Source organism: Pseudomonas sp. CCOS 191 (assembly GCF_001007005.1).
In the GTDB taxonomy this organism is placed as follows: domain Bacteria; phylum Pseudomonadota; class Gammaproteobacteria; order Pseudomonadales; family Pseudomonadaceae; genus Aquipseudomonas; species Aquipseudomonas soli.
The window spans coordinates 5,280,809-5,297,500 of sequence record NZ_LN847264.1; the positions used below are offsets into that span (position 1 = coordinate 5,280,809).

Sequence of the window (16,692 nt, forward strand, 5' to 3'; positions counted from 1 at the left end):
ACGAGCTCCTTAGCGCAGGCTGATGGTGGTGTTCACACCGTCATTGACGCTGTCATCGTCGAACCAGCGGGCGGTGACGGTCTTGGTCTGAGTGTAGAACTGCACCACCTGCTTGCCGTACGGGCCGAGGTCGCCGAGCTTGGAACCGCGGGAACCTGTGAAGCTGAAGAACGGCACCGGTACCGGGATCGGGATGTTGATGCCGACCTGGCCGATGTCGATCTCGCTCTGGAACTTGCGCGCCGCCGCGCCGCTCTGGGTGAACAGGCCGGTACCGTTGCCGAACGGGTTGGCGTTGACCAGGGCGATGGCCTCGTCGAGGGTATCCACCTCCAAAGTCACCAGCACCGGGCCGAAGATTTCCTGGGTGTAGACCTGCATGTCGGTCTTCACCCCGGAGAACAGGGTCGGGCCGACGAAGTTGCCTTGCTCGTAGCCCGGCACCTTCACGTCGCGGCCGTCCAGTTCGAGCTTGGCGCCCTCCTTGATGCCGCTTTCGATCAGGCCCAGCACACGCTCCTTGGCGCGCTTGGAGACCACCGGGCCGACATCGGTGCCCGGCTCGTTGCCGGCATTGACCTTGAGCTTGCTCGCCGCGTCCTTGATATCCGGCAGCCATTCGCGGGCCTTGCCCACCAGCACCGCTACCGAGGTGGCCATGCAGCGCTGGCCGGCCGCGCCGAAGGCGGCGCCGACCAGGGCGTTGATGGTCTGGGTGCGATTGGCGTCGGGCAGCACCACGGCGTGGTTCTTGGCGCCCATCATCGACTGCACGCGCTTGCCGTGCTGGCTGCCCAGGTTGTAGACGTGGGTGCCGACCTCGGTCGAGCCGACGAACGAGATCGCCTTGATGTCCGGGTGGGTGCAGATGCCATCGACCACTTGCTTGCCGCCATGCACCACGTTGAGCACACCGGCCGGCACGCCAGCCTCCAGCGCCAGCTCGACCAGCATCATGGTCGACAACGGATCCTGCTCGGACGGCTTGAGCACGAAGGTGTTGCCGCAGACGATGGCCATCGGGAACATCCACAGCGGGATCATCGCCGGGAAGTTGAACGGGGTGATGCCGGCGCACACGCCGATCGGCTGGCGCAGGGTGTAGGTGTCGACGCCGCCGGCGACGTTCTCGGCAAACTCACCCATCTGCAGGGTGCCGATGGAGGCGGCGTGCTCGACCACTTCCAGGCCACGGAATATATCGCCCTCGGCGTCGGCAATGGTCTTGCCCTGCTCGGCGCTGAGGGTCACGGCGATGCGCTTGCTGTGTTCGCGGATCAGCGCCTGCAGCTTGAGCATGATGCGCATGCGCGCGCCGATGGGAGTGTCGCGCCAGGTCTTGAAGGCACGCTCGGCGGCGGCCACCGCGGCGTTCACTTCCTCGACGGTGGCGAACGGCACACGCGCCAGCACTTGCTGGGTGGCCGGGTTGACGATGTCGCGCCACTCGGTGGTTTTCGACTCGACCCATTGGCCGTCGATCAGCAGCTTGACCTGCTCGACCTTGGTCTGGTCGGGCGTCTGGGGTGCGTTCATCTGCGCTCTCCTTGGAATTATTGTCGGAACGAAGACGCCTACGCCGGCATGGACACGGGGTGGCGTACAGGGGCTGAGATCGAGTATAGATGTGCAAACATCCAACAAGAATGCACAAAAAAACCGGATCATCATGCAAAAAGACCTCACCTCCCTGAGCGCGCTGAACTGGGACGACCTCAAGTTCTTTCTTGAGGTAGCGCGCACCCGCAAGGCCAGCAGTGCGGCCAAGCGCCTGGCCGTGGACTACACCACGGTGTCGCGGCGCATCGGTTCACTGGAAGGGGCGCTGGGCACTTTGCTGTTCGAAAAATCGCGGACCAACGGCTTCGTCCTCACCGCCGAGGGCCAGCGTCTGCTGGGCTATGCCGAGTCGATCGAGAGCACCCTGCACATGGCTTGCGAGCAAGTCTCGGGCTCGGGCGTGGCATTGTCGGGGCATGTGCGCATGGGCTGCACCGAAGGCTTCGGCAGCTTCTTCGTCACCCCGCAGCTGAGCCACTTCGTCGATGCCTGGCCGGCGATCTCGGTGGACATCCTGCCGCTGCCGCACTTCATCAGCCTGTCCAAGCGCGAAGCCGATATCGTCATCGCCCTGGAGCGCCCGGAACACGGCCCTTACGTGTGCTGCAAGCTGTGCGACTACCGCCTGCGCCTGTATGCCACCCAGGATTACCTGGACAGCCATGAACCCATCCGCGAGATCGCCGACCTGGGGCGCCACCCGTTCATCAGCTACGTGGACGACCTGGCCTTCAGCTCGGAGCTGTTGTACCTGGCCAACCTGATCCCCAACGCCAACGCGCACCTGCGCAGCACCAGCGTGATCGCCCAGTACACGGCAGCGTTGCAGGGGCGTGGGCTGGCGATCCTGCCGTGCTTCCTGGCGGCGCAGGACCCACGGCTGGTGACGGTGCTGCCGGAGCAGATCGAGGTGACGCGGCAGTTCTGGATGTACTGCCGGGAGGACCTGCGCAAGTTGAAGCGGATCACCCTGCTGTGGGATTACATCCGTGAGGTGACCGAGGCCAATGCGCCGTTGTTGATGGGGGAGACGCGGGAGATGAAGTTCGCTCGGGATTGAGGGTAGGCATCATCGCGGGGCAAGCCCCGCGATGTCGGTATCACTCCGACCCCACCACGATCGACACGCGGCGGTTCTCCATGCGCCCTGCGGCAGTGCGGTTGTCCGCCACCGGCTGGCTGCTGCCCATGCCGCGGGTCTGGATGTTCTGCGGCTGCATGCCGATGCCGGCCAAGGCCTTGGCCACGCTCTGCGCGCGGCGCTCGGACAACTGCTGGTTGTAGGCGGCCTTGCCCGAGGCGTCGGCGTGGCCGTCGATGCGCACGCGCTGGATATCCACCGACAGCAACGCCTTGCCGATGCGCTCGACGATCGACTCGCTCTGGCTGTTGAGGCTGTCCAGGTCGCTGCCGAACAGCACCTTGCCGGACAGGTCGAACGCCCAACCGTCATCGGTCGGGGCGAAGCCCTCGCGCTTGAGCACGGCAACCTGCTCGGGAGTCAGCCCCTTGGGCGGCACGCTCTGGCAGCCGGTGAGGGCGAACAGCGCCAGCAGCAGGGTGAATAACGGGAAACGCAGTACGGAAAAACGCTTGGTCACGGTTCAGCTCCTGTTCTTTGCATCGTTGGCACAGCGTTCCGTCTGTGCCACTTGCCAATGGCCGCGGCGATTGCGCTTGGCCTGGTACATCGCCGCATCGGCGGCATTGAGCAGACTGGCCGGGTCGCGGCCGTCGTCCGGGTAATAGGCGATACCGACGCTCAGCGAGGTGGTCAGACTGGTACCATCCTCCAGCTGCACCGGCAGCTTCATGCTGGCGACGATTTTCTCGGCGATACGCTTGGCATCCTCACGCGAGTGCAGCGGCGTCAGCAGCACGGCAAACTCGTCGCCGCCCAGACGCGCCACCAAATCATGCTCGCGTAACTGTGCGCGTACGCGGCTGGCCACGCTGATCAGCACTTCGTCACCCACCGCATGGCCGAGGCTGTCGTTGATCTGCTTGAAATGGTCGCTGTCGAGGAACAACAGGGCCAGGTGATCTTCAGTGCGTGCGGCGTTGCGCAAGCTGCGACTCAGCCGCCCTTCGAAGAAGGCGCGGTTGGGCAGGCCGGTCAGGCTGTCGTGGCTGGCCTGGTGGGCGAGGGTTTCGTTCTCGCTTTGCAGGTGGCTCTGCCACACCTCCAGCTCATCGAGCAGGGCATTGAAGTCGTTGCCCAGCTCGTTGAGCTCGGCGATCTGGGTTTCCGGCACGCGGCGGTCGAAACTGCGCTCGCGCCGCGCCGCATGGGCGACGCTGGCCAGGTTGCGCAGGGGCCGGATGATGTCGCCGAACAGACGCCGTGACAGGTACAACGCCAACACCGCACTGAGCACCGTGCACACCAGGATCCCGACCAGGCCGCTGAGCAGGAAGCGCACCAGGCTGCCACCCTGCCCGGTCAACTCGATATGCCCGACGCGCTGGCCCATGTGTTGCACCGGCATGTTGATCGGCTCTTCCAGCAGGCTGCGCGCCACCTGGGTCTGCAACTGCGCCATCACGCCGGGCGTATCACGCTGCCAATGGGCGAGCAGTTCGCCGTCGTTGTCATAGACCTTGGCGTCGGCGACCTCCTCGGTGGAGGCGATCAATGCCAGCGCTTCGTTGGCCGCGGCACTGTCGTCGAACACCACGGCGGCCTCGACGGTGTAGTTGATGGAGCGGGCGATCAGGTGCAGGTTGTGATTGGCATAGACGCGCAACGCCGCCACGCCGAGCAGGGTCACCAGCACACCGGCCAGGCCCGCGGCGAGCAGCGCCACGCTCAGGTGACGACGGCCGAGCACGGCACGCAGGGTCGGCCGGCTGAAGCGCTTGGCTGAACGTTTCATGGCTGCCCTGCCCGCCGTCGCGACAGCTGCAGCACGCTGGGGTGGATGCGCACACCGCTGCGCGCCACCGAGTCGAGGTTGACGTCGAACGCCACCTGCTGGTCGCTGACCCGCAGGCAGAACAGGCTGCCCACCGTGCACGGGTCATCGGCTTCGCTGATGCTCAGCAGCGGATGACCATTGACCCTCTGGAACAACCGCTCACGTTCCAGCTTGTCGAGCTTGCCGATATAGATGGCATCACAGGCATTGGCCACGCTCGGGTCGTCGGCCAGCAGACGGCGCACCTGCAGGGGTTGCCCGGAGTTCTGCACGTTGCCCTTGATCAGGTCGTCGGCGTACTCGGTGGGGCCGACCAGGCACAGGCGCAAGGGGTTGGGGTCGGCAGGCCAGCGTGCGTAGCTGAGGATCCCCAGTACCACCTGGGTCACGGCCTTGGCCCGTTGCTGCGCCTGCGCATCCGACGCGGCAGTGCCCGCCCAGGCGGAAGCGCCGGTCGACAACAGCGTGGCCATCAGCAGCGAGAGCGCACAACCCGTCACTCGTCTCAAGACCGAGACAGCCACAGTCATGGGGGAAAATCTCACAAAATGTTTGCGGATAATGCCGCAACGATAGCATATCGGCGGCGAACTCCAGAGTCAGACTTGCTCCAGCATCAGCCCCGAGACACGCCTGACCTTGCGCTCCACCGCTTCCTCGAACACCCCGGCGCGCGGCTCGATAAGGCTGAAGCAATGCTTGGCGCGGGTGATGCCGGTGTACACCAGTTCCTTGGTCAGCACCGGGTTCAAGGCATCGGGCAGCACCAGCGCGGTATGGCTGAATTCCGAGCCCTGGGACTTGTGCACGGTCATGGCGAACACGGTTTCCACTTCGCTGAGCCGGCTGGGCAGGACGAAGCGCACCCCGCCGCTGCCATCGTTGCGCGGGAAGGCCACGCGCAGCAACGCCTCGCCCTGCTCGTCCGGCAGGCGCAGGGCAATGCCGATATCACCGTTCATCAGGCCGAGGCCGTAGTCATTGCGGGTGACCAGTACCGGGCGCCCCTCGTACCAGGGTTGCTGGCTATCGATCAGCCCGGCATTGTGCAGCACCCGGGCCACGCGTTCGTTCAGGCCTTCGACGCCCCAGGCGCCCCTGCGCACGGCGCAAAGCAACTGGAAGGCTTCGAAGCTCTGCAGTACCTCGGCCGCCCAGCGCTCCCAGCGCGGATCGTCGCCCGGCGTGCCAGGTGGCGGGCGCAAGCGGCCGATGGTGCGCAGGTAGCCACGGTAACCCTGCGGCCCTTCGCCGCCCTGGCCGAGGCCGTCGAGCAGCAGGCGATCGAAGCGCTTGTCGTGTTCGCCGCCCAGGGTCAGGCAATGAACGTCCGCAGGCCGGGTCGCCAGCAGCGCCCGCGCCTCTAGCGCCTGCTGGCGATTGACCAGGCGCGCCAGCTGGCCGATGCCGCTGCCTTCGCCGAAACGCCGCGAATGACGCAGCATCACGATCTGCTGGGCCAGCGGATTGCGCTGGCCATCGCCCGGTTTCAGGCCGATGCCCGCCAGCGACTGCCCGCCCACCTGCTCCAGCCAGGCCAGGGTCTGCGGCCAGTAGCAGCCTTCCTCGGCGTCGCGACACAGGTCACCCAGCACCGCCCCGGCTTCCACCGAGGCCAGCTGGTCCTTGTCGCCCAGCAGCACCAACCGTGCAGTGGACGGCAGGGCATCGAGCAGGTTGGCCATCATCTCCAGGTCGATCATCGAGGCTTCGTCGATCACCAGCACGTCCAGCGGCAACGGGTTGCCGGCATGATGGCGGAAATGCCGCGAGCCTGGGCGGCTGCCCAGCAGGCGGTGCACGGTGCTGACCTCGGTGGGGATCTGCGCCCGTACCTCAACGTCCACCTGCAGGCGCTCGACCTGCTGGCCGATGGACTCGGTCAGGCGCGCCGCGGCCTTGCCGGTCGGTGCCGCCAGGCGGATACGCAGCGGTCGGCCCTGCTCGACCGCCGGCCCCTGCAACAACGCCAGCAGGCGCACCACGGTGGTGGTCTTGCCGGTGCCGGGGCCGCCGGTGATCACACTGAAACCCGCTCGGGTGGCCAGGGCGCAGGCCAGTTTCTGCCAGTCCACCTCGCCGGCCGCCGAGCCGCCGTCGAACAGTTGCGCCAGACGCTGGGCCAGATCGGCGGGCTGAGGCTGACGGCGTGCCAGGCGCTCATGCAGGGCGCCGTCGATCCGCCGCTCGTAGGCCCAGTAGCGGCGCAGGTACAAACGCTCGGCGCTGAGCACCAGTGGCCGGGCGCGCTGTTCGACGCTATCGCCCGCCGCGACCAGCGGGCTCTCGGCAATCCGTTGCAGCCAGGTACCCAGGTCAAGGCTGGCCAGCAGTTGCGAAGGCAGCAGCAGCGGCCCGGCCAGGGCATCGCCTTCCGGAGGCAGCGACAGGGCGAAGTCTGGTTCAGCGAGGGTCTGGCGCAGATCCAGGCAGACATGCCCATGCCCCAGCTGGTGGCTGGCCAGCGCCGCGGCGAGCAGGACCAAAGGGTCACTGCCTGGCGCCCGCTCCTCGAGAAAACTCACGAAGGCCCGATCCAGGGCACGCAACCACCCGCGCTCGACCCAGCGATCGAGCAACGCCAGCAGGTCGTGGCTGGCGCTCAGCGGCGCCAGGGCGCTCAGATGCTCCGCCTGCAATGGCGTGGGCAGCAGGTCATCGAGGTTGCGGCTCATGGCGCGGCTCCGGCAAACAGGTCCTGTTGTTCAGGTTCTTGCTCACCCCGGAACATCGCGTCGAGCTGTTCGATCAGCGCCCGGGGTGGGCGCGCATGATACAGCCCGTGACCTGCCGACGTGACGCCGCGCAGGAAGATGAACACGGCGCCACCGACATGCCGATCGTAATCGTAGTCAGGCAGGCGGGCGCGCAACTGGCGATGCAGAGCCAGCAGGTAGAGCACGTACTGCAGGTCGTAGCGGTGTTCGAGGATCGCCTGCTCCATCGCCAGGTCGCCATAGGCCTCGGCGTCGGGGCCAAGCCAGTTGGACTTGTAGTCGGCCACGTAGTAACGCCCATCGAGCTCGAACGCCAGGTCGATGAAGCCCTTGAACATGCCATTGAGCAAGGTCGGCTGCGCGGCCGGGCGCGCCGCGCCGCCATGGGTATGGCGCGCCACCTGGTAGTCGAGGCGCAGGGCATCGACCTGGTGGCTGGCGAACCAGAACTCCATTTCGATCTGGTAATGGTTCAGTTGCGCCAGGGTAGGGGTGGCCCCCTGCAGCGGCATGGGTTGCAGCAGCAATTGCTGCAGCCACTGCGTCAGCGTGGGGATCCAGCCGGTCCAGTCGCGTCGATTGCAGCGCCGCCCCACGGTGCGCTCGATCACCTCGGCCTGGCTGCTGATCTCGGCGAAACCTTCGCGCCCCGCCCATTCGAGCAGGCCATGGAGGAAGGTCCCCGGGTTCGGCCCACGGGGGAAGCGGTGGATATCGCCCGCCTCGGCCGGGACCTCGCGCAGCAGCTGGCTGTCCAGCACCTCGTCGTCCAGCAGTTGCTGGGCCTGGGAGCTGTCGGCGATCAGCGTCTGGTCGCCCACCCGCAGGGCACTGTAGGAGGCAATCCACCAGTGTTCCGCGGCGGCACGCCGTGGCTTGCGCGGCGGCAGGAGTTCGCGCTGGCTGTCCGGCGTGCGATAGCTCTGTGCCTGCACTTCGGGCAGCGCCTCCCGGCTGATGGCCGGGTTGCTCGCTGCCAGTGCCTGGAGCCACTCGCCCAGCTGGCTGGAGGCGGGCAACGACAGCCCGCCGCCGAGCAGGTAACCCAGTGCCGAACGGTGCAGTTGCGAGCTGCGCTGGGTGCCGCGCTTGAGGTCGGCGACGCCCAGCCAGCAGGCGTATTGGGCACGGGTCAGGGCGACGTAGAGCAGGCGCAGGTCCTCGGCCAGGCGCTCGTCGTCGGCGCGCTCGATCTGCTCGGCATTCGGTGTCAGGGTCAGGTGCGCCACGCCTTGATCATCGTGCCAGCCCAAGGGCAGGCGCTGGCCATCCACCGGTTTGCTGGTGCAGATGAACGGCAGGTACACCAGTGGGTATTCCAGGCCCTTGGACTTGTGGATGGTCACCACCTTGACCAGTTGCTCGTCGCTTTCCAGGCGCAGGATCTGCTCCTCGCCCGCCTGCCCGGCGTTGGCCAGGTGCTCGGTGAGGTGGCGGATCAGCGCTTGCTCGCCATCCAGTTCGCCCGCCGCCTGCTGCAACAGCTCGGCCAGGTGCAGCAGGTTGGTCAGCACGCGTTCGCCGTCACTGCGGCCCATCAACGCGCGGGGCAGTTGGAAGTCATGCAGCAGGCGGCGCAGCATCGGCAGCACGCCCTGGCGTTGCCAGATGTCGCGGTAGCGGCGAAAACGCATCACCCAGCCCTCCCAGACCCGTTCGTCCTGGTTCAGGCGCTCCAGTTCGACCAGCGGCAGGTCGAGGGTCAGGCTGGCCAGGGCGGCCTTGAGCAGGCGCTCCGAGTCCGGTTCGGCGCAGGCCTTGAGCCAGGCCAGCAGGTCGTGGGCCTCCTGGGCGGCAAACACCGAGTCCTTGTCCGACAGGTACACGCTGCGCACATCGCGGGCGGCCAGCTCGGCGCGGATCAGCTGGGCCTCGCGGCCGTCGCGCACCAGGATGGCGATATCGGAGGGCAGGCAGGGGCGCAACTTGCCAGCGGCGTCGGCGAAACCACTGATGCCTTGCTGCCCGCCATTGAGCAGCTCGACGATATGGCTCGCGCAACTGGCCGCCAGCTGCTGGCGATACAAGGTACTGGATACCGGCTCATCGCTATCCAGCTGCCAGCAACAAAGGGCCGCGCTCGGCTGACCGGCCACCAGCAATTGCTCGCCACGGCCCTTGGCGCGTACCTCGACGAAGGGCAGCGGGTTATCGCCATGGGCCCGAAACAGGAATGCCCCACGGCCCTCGGCACGCTCCTCGGCCTGGAGGAATACCCGGTTCACCGCCGCGACCATGGCCTGGCTGGAGCGGTAGTTGGTGTCCAGGCTGTGCAGGCGCCCGGCGGTGGCGCGGCGTGCGGCCAGGTAGGTGAAGATGTCGGCGCCACGGAAGGCATAGATCGCCTGCTTGGGGTCGCCGATCATGAACAGGCCGGTGTCCGGGTTGTTCTCGCTGATACGGTAGATACGTTCGAAGATGCCGTACTGGACGGGGTCGGTGTCCTGGAACTCGTCGATCAACGCGACCGGGAACTGCTCGCGGATCAACGCGGCCAGGCGCTCGCCGGCATCGCTGCCCAGGGCATGCTCAAGGCGCAAAAGCATGTCGTCGAAGCCCATTTCAGCGCGTCGACGCTTCTCCACCTCGAAGCGCGCCGAAACCCAAGCGGCGGCATGCTCCAGCAGGCGCGCATCGGGACTGGCCAGCCCCTGCAACTGTTCACGCAGGGCCGCCATGGCGTGCAGCGCCGGGTGCTGCGGTGGCTCGCCGGCCTTCCACGCCTCGGCCATGCCGGCCGGGGTCAGCCGGGTAAAGCCGGTACCCAGGTCCAGCTCCATGGCCTGCTCATCACCGGCCCAGGCGCGCAGCTTGTCGAACCAGGGCTCGAAGTAGCGTGCCTGCAACTTGCGCCCGTCCGCCTGCTTGGCGGCCACGGCATCGCGGCAGATCTGCTGCAGCTCATCGGCCCAGGCGGCCCAAGGGGCCTTGAGCTGGGCCAGCTGCTCGGTGCGCTGGCGCAGGGTCGCCTCGATCAAGGCTTGCGGCTCCTGATCGTCCACCTGGCCACGCACTCGGCCGAACAATGGCCTGATCCTTGGCAACAAGGCATCGGGGCTGCCCCAGTTGCCGCGCACCCAGGCCAGCGACTCGCCACGCATGCCGTAGCAGAAGCGCCGCCAGTAGTCGCGCATGACCTGGCCCAGCAACTCGCTGTGATCGGTTTCCAGGCTCTGGGTGAACAGGCTGCCACTGTCGAACGCATGCTCGCGCAACATGCGCTGGCACCAGCCGTGGATGGTCGACACCGCCGCTTCGTCCATCCACTGCACGGCGATTTCCAGGCGGTTGGCACAGCGTGGCCAGTGCGCCTGTGGATAATCCTCGCGCAACAGGTGCAGCAAGGGATCGGCATCCTCGAGTTCGCCGCGGAAAAAGCGCGCCGCTTCAGCCAGGCGCGCACGGATACGCTCACGCAGTTCCTTGGTTGCCGCATCGGTGAAGGTCACCACCAGGATCTGCGGCGGCAGCAGCTCGCGGGCAAAGCCCTGCTCGCCGCCATGCCCGAGGATCAGGCGCAGGTACAGGGCCGAGATGGTGAAGGTCTTGCCGGTGCCGGCGCTGGCCTCGATCAGTTGGCTGCCGTGCAAAGGAAAGCTCAGCGCTAGGGGGCGGGCTTGGGTCATTGGGCGCTCTCCGGGTTACCCAGGGTTTGCCAGGGCGCCGCGAACAAGGGGCGATACAGGGTTTCGCACCACCCCTCGAAGGTTTCCTCGAGGGCCAGTGCGGCGAAGTCACGGTATTGACGGGCCAGGGCCAGGCTCTCGCTGCGCTCGCCAAAGCTGTTCTGGCCGTCACCTTCGTAGGCCCGGGCTGCGGCAGCCAGGGCCTTGTCCGGGTCCTCCTGGGCCAGCCAGGCGAAGGCGGTCTTGGCCGCGACGGGCAAGGGCGCGTTCATTCCCGCCTGGCGTGCCACCAGCAACTCGCCCAGGCGCTGCGTCGCATCGGCCTGCGGCAGCGGTGCCAGCAGCAAGGTCAGGTCGCTGGCCACCAACGCGCTGTGCAGCGGATAGCCCGAGGCGCAGGCGGCAAGGTGCATGACCCAGGCCGGGATCAGGCGATGCCATTTCAGGCTGTTGCGCCCGGCACTGAGGGTATTGGGCACGGTGGCGATGCTCAGCAGGCTTTGGTCTTCGCCCTGGTACACACGGCCGAGCCAGCCTTCCAGGCGCTGCGCGCCCTGTTCGAAGTGAATCGGCAGGGCACCCTCGACCAGCGTCGGCCAACGCTGCAGCAACTGTCGATGGCGTTGCAGCAAGTCCGGCAGCGGCTGGATCAGCTCCGCCTGCAAGGCCTCACCGAACCCGGCCAACGGTAGCAGCCCACAGGCCTGCAGCCTCCGGGCCTGGGCTTGCAGGGCTCGCTCGGCGTTGTCGGGGTCGGCCAGCGCGGCGCCGAGCAGGCTTTCACTCAGGCCATAGCGTTGCAGGGCATCGAGGACAAAGGGTTCTTCGTCCGGCGTCGGCGCTTCCAACGTTTCGAAGAACACTTTCAGGCGCTGGCTGAAGAAATGCCGTACCGGGTGGCGCAGGAAATCCTGAAGCTGCACCAGATTCAGCGGTTCATCGCTGACGTAGGGCGACAGCCCGATAGCGGCGGTCGCTGCGCCGTCCTCGGTCTGATGCAAGGCCAGCCACTCATGGGCAAAGCTGAACAGCGGGCTGCCTTTCTGGAAATAGCGCTGGCTGAACGGCTGCAGCGGATGCTCCTGGGTCAACGCATGCAGCAACTGCTGTCCAGCGTCATCGCGCAACCCGGCCTTGGCCCCGGCGAGCTGCCAGCCGGCAGCCAGGTGATCGCGCAGTTGTCCGATCAGCACCGAGGCCGGACGCTCGCTGTTGTCGCGGATACTGCGCCCGACCCAGCTGACATAGAGCTGGTCACGTGCCGACAGCAGGGCTTCGAGCAACAGGTAACGGTCATCCTCTCGCCGGGAGCGATCGCCCGGGCGATAGTCGCTGGCCATCAGGTCGAAGTCCAGGGGCGGCTGGGCGCGTGGATAGTCACCATCGTTCATGCCCAGCAGGCAGACCACACGGAACGGAATGGCGCGCATGGGCATCAGGGTGCAGAAGTTCACGGAACCGGCAAGGAAGCGTTGCGACAACTTGCCCTGGTCCAACCCCGACAGCCAGGCCTCGCGCACCACCGTTAGCGGCAGGAGATCTTGCAGGCCAACCGCCTCGCAAGTCTCCAGCCAGGTGTCGCGCAGATCCTGCAGTTGCACCAGGAGCAGCTCGTCGTGTTCGTTCTCGGCCAGGAAGAAGATCTGCAGCAGGGCGTGCAGCCGTGCGCCCCAGTCTGGCGCCGAGGCCGGCTGGGTCAGGGCCTGGCAAGCGACCTCCAGGGCATCGAGCAAGGCCACCAGCGGCCCGATCAATGCGGCATCGAGGCCGCCAATCTCATCATAAGGCTCGATGCCGTCACAGCTTTCGCCCACCCCGACCGCGTACCCCAGCAACATCCGGCGCAGGCCAAACCGCCAGCTGTTCTGCTCCAGCCCTTCCGGCAGCCCCAGGCTGGCGCGCTGTTCGGCACTCAGCCCCCAGCGGATGCCCGCCCCTTCGATCCAGCGATGCAGCGTCGGCAGGTCGCCTTCCTGGATGGCGAAACGGGCGCGCACGGCCGGTACGTCCAGCAGGTCGAGCACTTCACTCACGGCAAAGCGGCTGTCGGGTAGCTTGAGCAGATGCTCCAGCGCAATCAGCAGTGGGTCACGACCACGCTGGCCCTGGTCGGTCAGGGTGAAGGGGATGTAGCGCGGGTCGTTGCGATCGAGCTGGCCAAACACGGCACGGATATGCGGCGCGTAGGTGTCGATAGCCGGCAGCATGACGATGACGTCGCGGGGGCGCAGCGTCGGGTCGGCGCTGAAGCGGGCGAGTAACTGGTCGTGGAGGATCTCGACTTCGCGCTGCGGGCTATGGGCCAGGTGGAAGCGCACGGAGCGGTCCTTGGCCGGATCGACTGCGGGCCATTGCGTACGCGTCTCGGCCAAAGGGCGCAGCTCGAGGATATCGTCCTGCAGCTGGTTGAGCAGGGTCTCGGGTTGGGCGTCACTGAACAGGTCGATACGGCCTTCGCTGAAGACATTCTGGTAGCTGCCTGGGTCGTCATAGCTGTCGAGCAGGTTGATGTAGTCTCGTCCCTGCTTGCCCCAGGCCGCCAACAGCGGATGGGCGTGTTGATGCAGCAGTTCGTCGTCCAGCTGCAAAGGCATGCCCTGCTTGCGTTGCTGGCGTTTGTACTGGTGCCGCAGCAGATCCTTGTCGGCGACGATGTCGCCCCAGTGGTGACGACAGGGGTTGTGCACGCACAACAGCACCTGGCTGAAACGGGCAAGACCTGCCAAGGCTTCCAGGATCTGTGCCGGCAGCGACGAAATACCAAACACGATCAACCGCGCCGGCAGCCCTGGGGGCGCCTGCTCCAGGCTGTTGATCCGCTCGATGAAACGCTGGTGCACACCGGCTCGGCTCTGGGCCATGCCCTCCTCGCCCACGTCCTCGAGCAGGAGCCGCCACAGCTCGGCCTGCCAGCGGTTGCCAGCAGCCAAGGGCTTGCGCTCGCCACGGGCGGTATTGAGTACATGGGCACCGTCTGCCCAGTCCTTCAACCAGTCGGCGCGGTAGACCTGGTACTGGTCGAACAGGTCGGCGAGGCGCTCGGCCAGCTGGTAGCGCTTGCGCAGGTCGCTGTCGTCGGTGAGGAAGCGGCGCAGTGGTTCGAAGTGCGGGCGCTCGATCACTTCCGGGAGCAGGCGCATCAGGCGCCAGGTCAGGGGGGCCTTGTCGAGCAGCGAAACCTCGGGGATTTCATCACGGCCCAACACGCGGCGGTACAGCTGCCACATGAAGCTGCCCGGGAGCTGCACATCAATGGCAGCGGCGATGCCGCAACCGCCCTGATCGTCGTCTTGCGGGTCTTCGGCCAGCGCCAGTTTCAGCCATTGGGCGATACCGTTGCTCTGTACCAGCGCAATCTCGTTCTCCAGCGGCGCCAGGGGGTAGCGGCGCATCACGCTCACCACCAGATTGCGCAGCTCGTCCAGGCGATTGCCCTGGACGATCATGAAACCTGGGTGGAGTGAGGTGGTCTGCGGCATAGGAGCTCTCGGGAATGCGGTTGATGCTGACGGGAAACCTTATCACGGAGACAGCAGGCGGGGTCTCGCGATGCTGCCCGGTCAGGCCATGAGTTTTCCGGGCACAAAGACAAAACCCCTACCTGCTCGCGCAGATAGGGGTTTTGCGAAATGAATCTTGACGATGACCTACTCTCACATGGGGAAACCCCACACTACCATCGGCGATGCATCGTTTCACTACTGAGTTCGGGATGGGATCAGGTGGTTCCAATGCTCTATGGTCGTCAAGAAATTCGGTTGCCAGTACGTCCTTGCAGACATGCCAGCCAATTCGGATATGCGATATTTGTGGTTCGTCGCGAACTTTCGGTTCGTTTCGTCTTCACCACCACAATTTGGCCTCAGCGCAAATTGCTTGGGTGTTATATGGTCAAGCCTCACGGGCAATTAGTATTGGTTAGCTCAACGCCTCACAGCGCTTACACACCCAACCTATCAACGTCGTAGTCTTCGACGGCCCTTCAGGGAGCTCAAGGCTCCAGTGAGATCTCATCTTGAGGCAAGTTTCCCGCTTAGATGCTTTCAGCGGTTATCTCTTCCGAACATAGCTACCCGGCAATGCCACTGGCGTGACAACCGGAACACCAGAGGTTCGTCCACTCCGGTCCTCTCGTACTAGGAGCAGCCCCTCTCAAATCTCAAACGTCCACGGCAGATAGGGACCGAACTGTCTCACGACGTTCTAAACCCAGCTCGCGTACCACTTTAAATGGCGAACAGCCATACCCTTGGGACCGGCTTCAGCCCCAGGATGTGATGAGCCGACATCGAGGTGCCAAACACCGCCGTCGATATGAACTCTTGGGCGGTATCAGCCTGTTATCCCCGGAGTACCTTTTATCCGTTGAGCGATGGCCCTTCCATACAGAACCACCGGATCACTAAGACCTACTTTCGTACCTGCTCGACGTGTGTGTCTCGCAGTCAAGCGCGCTTTTGCCTTTATACTCTACGACCGATTTCCGACCGGTCTGAGCGCACCTTCGTACTCCTCCGTTACTCTTTGGGAGGAGACCGCCCCAGTCAAACTACCCACCATACACTGTCCTCGATCCGGATAACGGACCTGAGTTAGAACCTCAAGGTTGCCAGGGTGGTATTTCAAGGATGGCTCCATGAGAACTGGCGTCCCCACTTCAAAGCCTCCCACCTATCCTACACAAGCAAGCTCAAAGTCCAGTGCAAAGCTATAGTAAAGGTTCACGGGGTCTTTCCGTCTAGCCGCGGATACACTGCATCTTCACAGCGATTTCAATTTCACTGAGTCTCGGGTGGAGACAGCGCCGCCATCGTTACGCCATTCGTGCAGGTCGGAACTTACCCGACAAGGAATTTCGCTACCTTAGGACCGTTATAGTTACGGCCGCCGTTTACCGGGGCTTCGATCAAGAGCTTCGCTTGCGCTAACCCCATCAATTAACCTTCCGGCACCGGGCAGGCGTCACACCCTATACGTCCACTTTCGTGTTTGCAGAGTGCTGTGTTTTTAATAAACAGTCGCAGCGGCCTGGTATCTTCGACCGGCGTGGGCTTACGCAGCAAGTGCTTCACCCTCACCGGCGCACCTTCTCCCGAAGTTACGGTGCCATTTTGCCTAGTTCCTTCACCCGAGTTCTCTCAAGCGCCTTGGTATTCTCTACCTAACCACCTGTGTCGGTTTGGGGTACGGTTCCCAGTTATCTGAAGCTTAGGAGCTTTTCTTGGAAGCATGGCATCAACCACTTCGCGCTCTAATGAGCACTCGTCATCAGCTCTCGGCCTTGAGATCCCGGATTTGCCTAAGATCTCAGCCTACCACCTTAAACTTGGACAACCAACGCCAAGCTGGCCTAGCCTTCTCCGTCCCTCCATCGCAATAACTGGAAGTACAGGAATATTAACCTGTTTTCCATCGACTACGCTTTTCAGCCTCGCCTTAGGGACCGACTAACCCTGCGTCGATTAACGTTGCGCAGGAAACCTTGGTCTTTCGGCGTGCGAGTTTTTCACTCGCATTGTCGTTACTCATGTCAGCATTCGCACTTCTGATACCTCCAGCAAGCTTCTCAACTCACCTTCACAGGCTTACAGAACGCTCCTCTACCGCATCACCAAAAGGTGATACCCGTAGCTTCGGTGCATGGTTTGAGCCCCGTTACATCTTCCGCGCAGGCCGACTCGACTAGTGAGCTATTACGCTTTCTTTAAAGGGTGGCTGCTTCTAAGCCAACCTCCTAGCTGTCTAAGCCTTCCCACATCGTTTCCCACTTAACCATGACTTTGGGACCTTAGCTGACGGTCTGGGTTGTTTCCCTTTTCACGACGGACGTTAGCACCCGCCGTGTGTCTCCCATGCTCGGCACTTGTAGGT

At 64.6% G+C, this 16,692-nt stretch carries 8 protein-coding genes and 2 rRNA genes (1 of these 10 running past the window's edge); 1 reads left to right on the top strand and 9 read right to left on the bottom strand.

The window, feature by feature from the left end; genetic code table 11:
• Positions 1 to 9 precede the first annotated feature (9 nt).
• On the bottom strand, positions 10 to 1,536 hold the full coding sequence (locus tag CCOS191_RS23575; protein ID WP_038707313.1) for a CoA-acylating methylmalonate-semialdehyde dehydrogenase: 1,527 nt from the start codon (positions 1,534 to 1,536) through the stop codon (positions 10 to 12).
• Between the two features lie 133 nt (positions 1,537 to 1,669).
• Between CCOS191_RS23575 and CCOS191_RS23580 the strand changes: the two genes are divergently transcribed.
• Positions 1,670 to 2,620: a LysR family transcriptional regulator gene (locus CCOS191_RS23580; protein ID WP_031316500.1), complete on the top strand. Its 951-nt coding sequence runs from the start codon at positions 1,670 to 1,672 to the stop codon at positions 2,618 to 2,620.
• Between the two features lie 40 nt (positions 2,621 to 2,660).
• Here CCOS191_RS23580 and CCOS191_RS23585 read toward each other — a convergent pair whose 3' ends face one another.
• The 8 genes from CCOS191_RS23585 to CCOS191_RS23620 all read right to left on the bottom strand — a co-directional run.
• On the bottom strand, positions 2,661 to 3,161 hold the full coding sequence (locus tag CCOS191_RS23585; RefSeq protein WP_231867455.1) for an OmpA family protein: 501 nt from the start codon (positions 3,159 to 3,161) through the stop codon (positions 2,661 to 2,663).
• A gap of 3 nt (positions 3,162 to 3,164) precedes the next feature.
• Entirely contained in the window at positions 3,165 to 4,436 is a 1,272-nt protein-coding gene (locus tag CCOS191_RS23590) for a diguanylate cyclase domain-containing protein (RefSeq protein WP_046857225.1), read from the bottom strand.
• Positions 4,433 to 5,008: a YfiR family protein gene (locus CCOS191_RS23595; protein ID WP_046857226.1), complete on the bottom strand. Its 576-nt coding sequence runs from the start codon at positions 5,006 to 5,008 to the stop codon at positions 4,433 to 4,435. The genes CCOS191_RS23590 and CCOS191_RS23595 overlap by 4 nt, the downstream gene beginning before the upstream one ends.
• Positions 5,009 to 5,077: 69 nt before the next feature.
• Positions 5,078 to 7,153, bottom strand: coding sequence for an exodeoxyribonuclease V subunit alpha (gene recD / locus CCOS191_RS23600; protein ID WP_046857227.1), 2,076 nt, complete (start codon positions 7,151 to 7,153; stop codon positions 5,078 to 5,080).
• A complete protein-coding gene (recB, locus tag CCOS191_RS23605; RefSeq protein WP_046857228.1) occupies positions 7,150 to 10,821 on the bottom strand; it encodes an exodeoxyribonuclease V subunit beta in 3,672 nt (1,223 codons plus the stop codon). Before recB ends, recD begins: the two co-directional genes overlap by 4 nt.
• The gene (gene recC / locus CCOS191_RS23610; RefSeq protein WP_046857229.1) at positions 10,818 to 14,300 is read right to left on the bottom strand and encodes an exodeoxyribonuclease V subunit gamma; all 3,483 of its coding nucleotides are present in this window, start codon (positions 14,298 to 14,300) and stop codon (positions 10,818 to 10,820) included. The genes recB and recC overlap by 4 nt, the downstream gene beginning before the upstream one ends.
• A gap of 155 nt (positions 14,301 to 14,455) precedes the next feature.
• Positions 14,456 to 14,571, bottom strand: a 5S ribosomal RNA gene (rrf, locus tag CCOS191_RS23615).
• A 137-nt stretch (positions 14,572 to 14,708) separates the two neighbouring features.
• Positions 14,709 to 16,692 (bottom strand): 23S ribosomal RNA (locus CCOS191_RS23620); it runs 910 nt beyond the window's last position.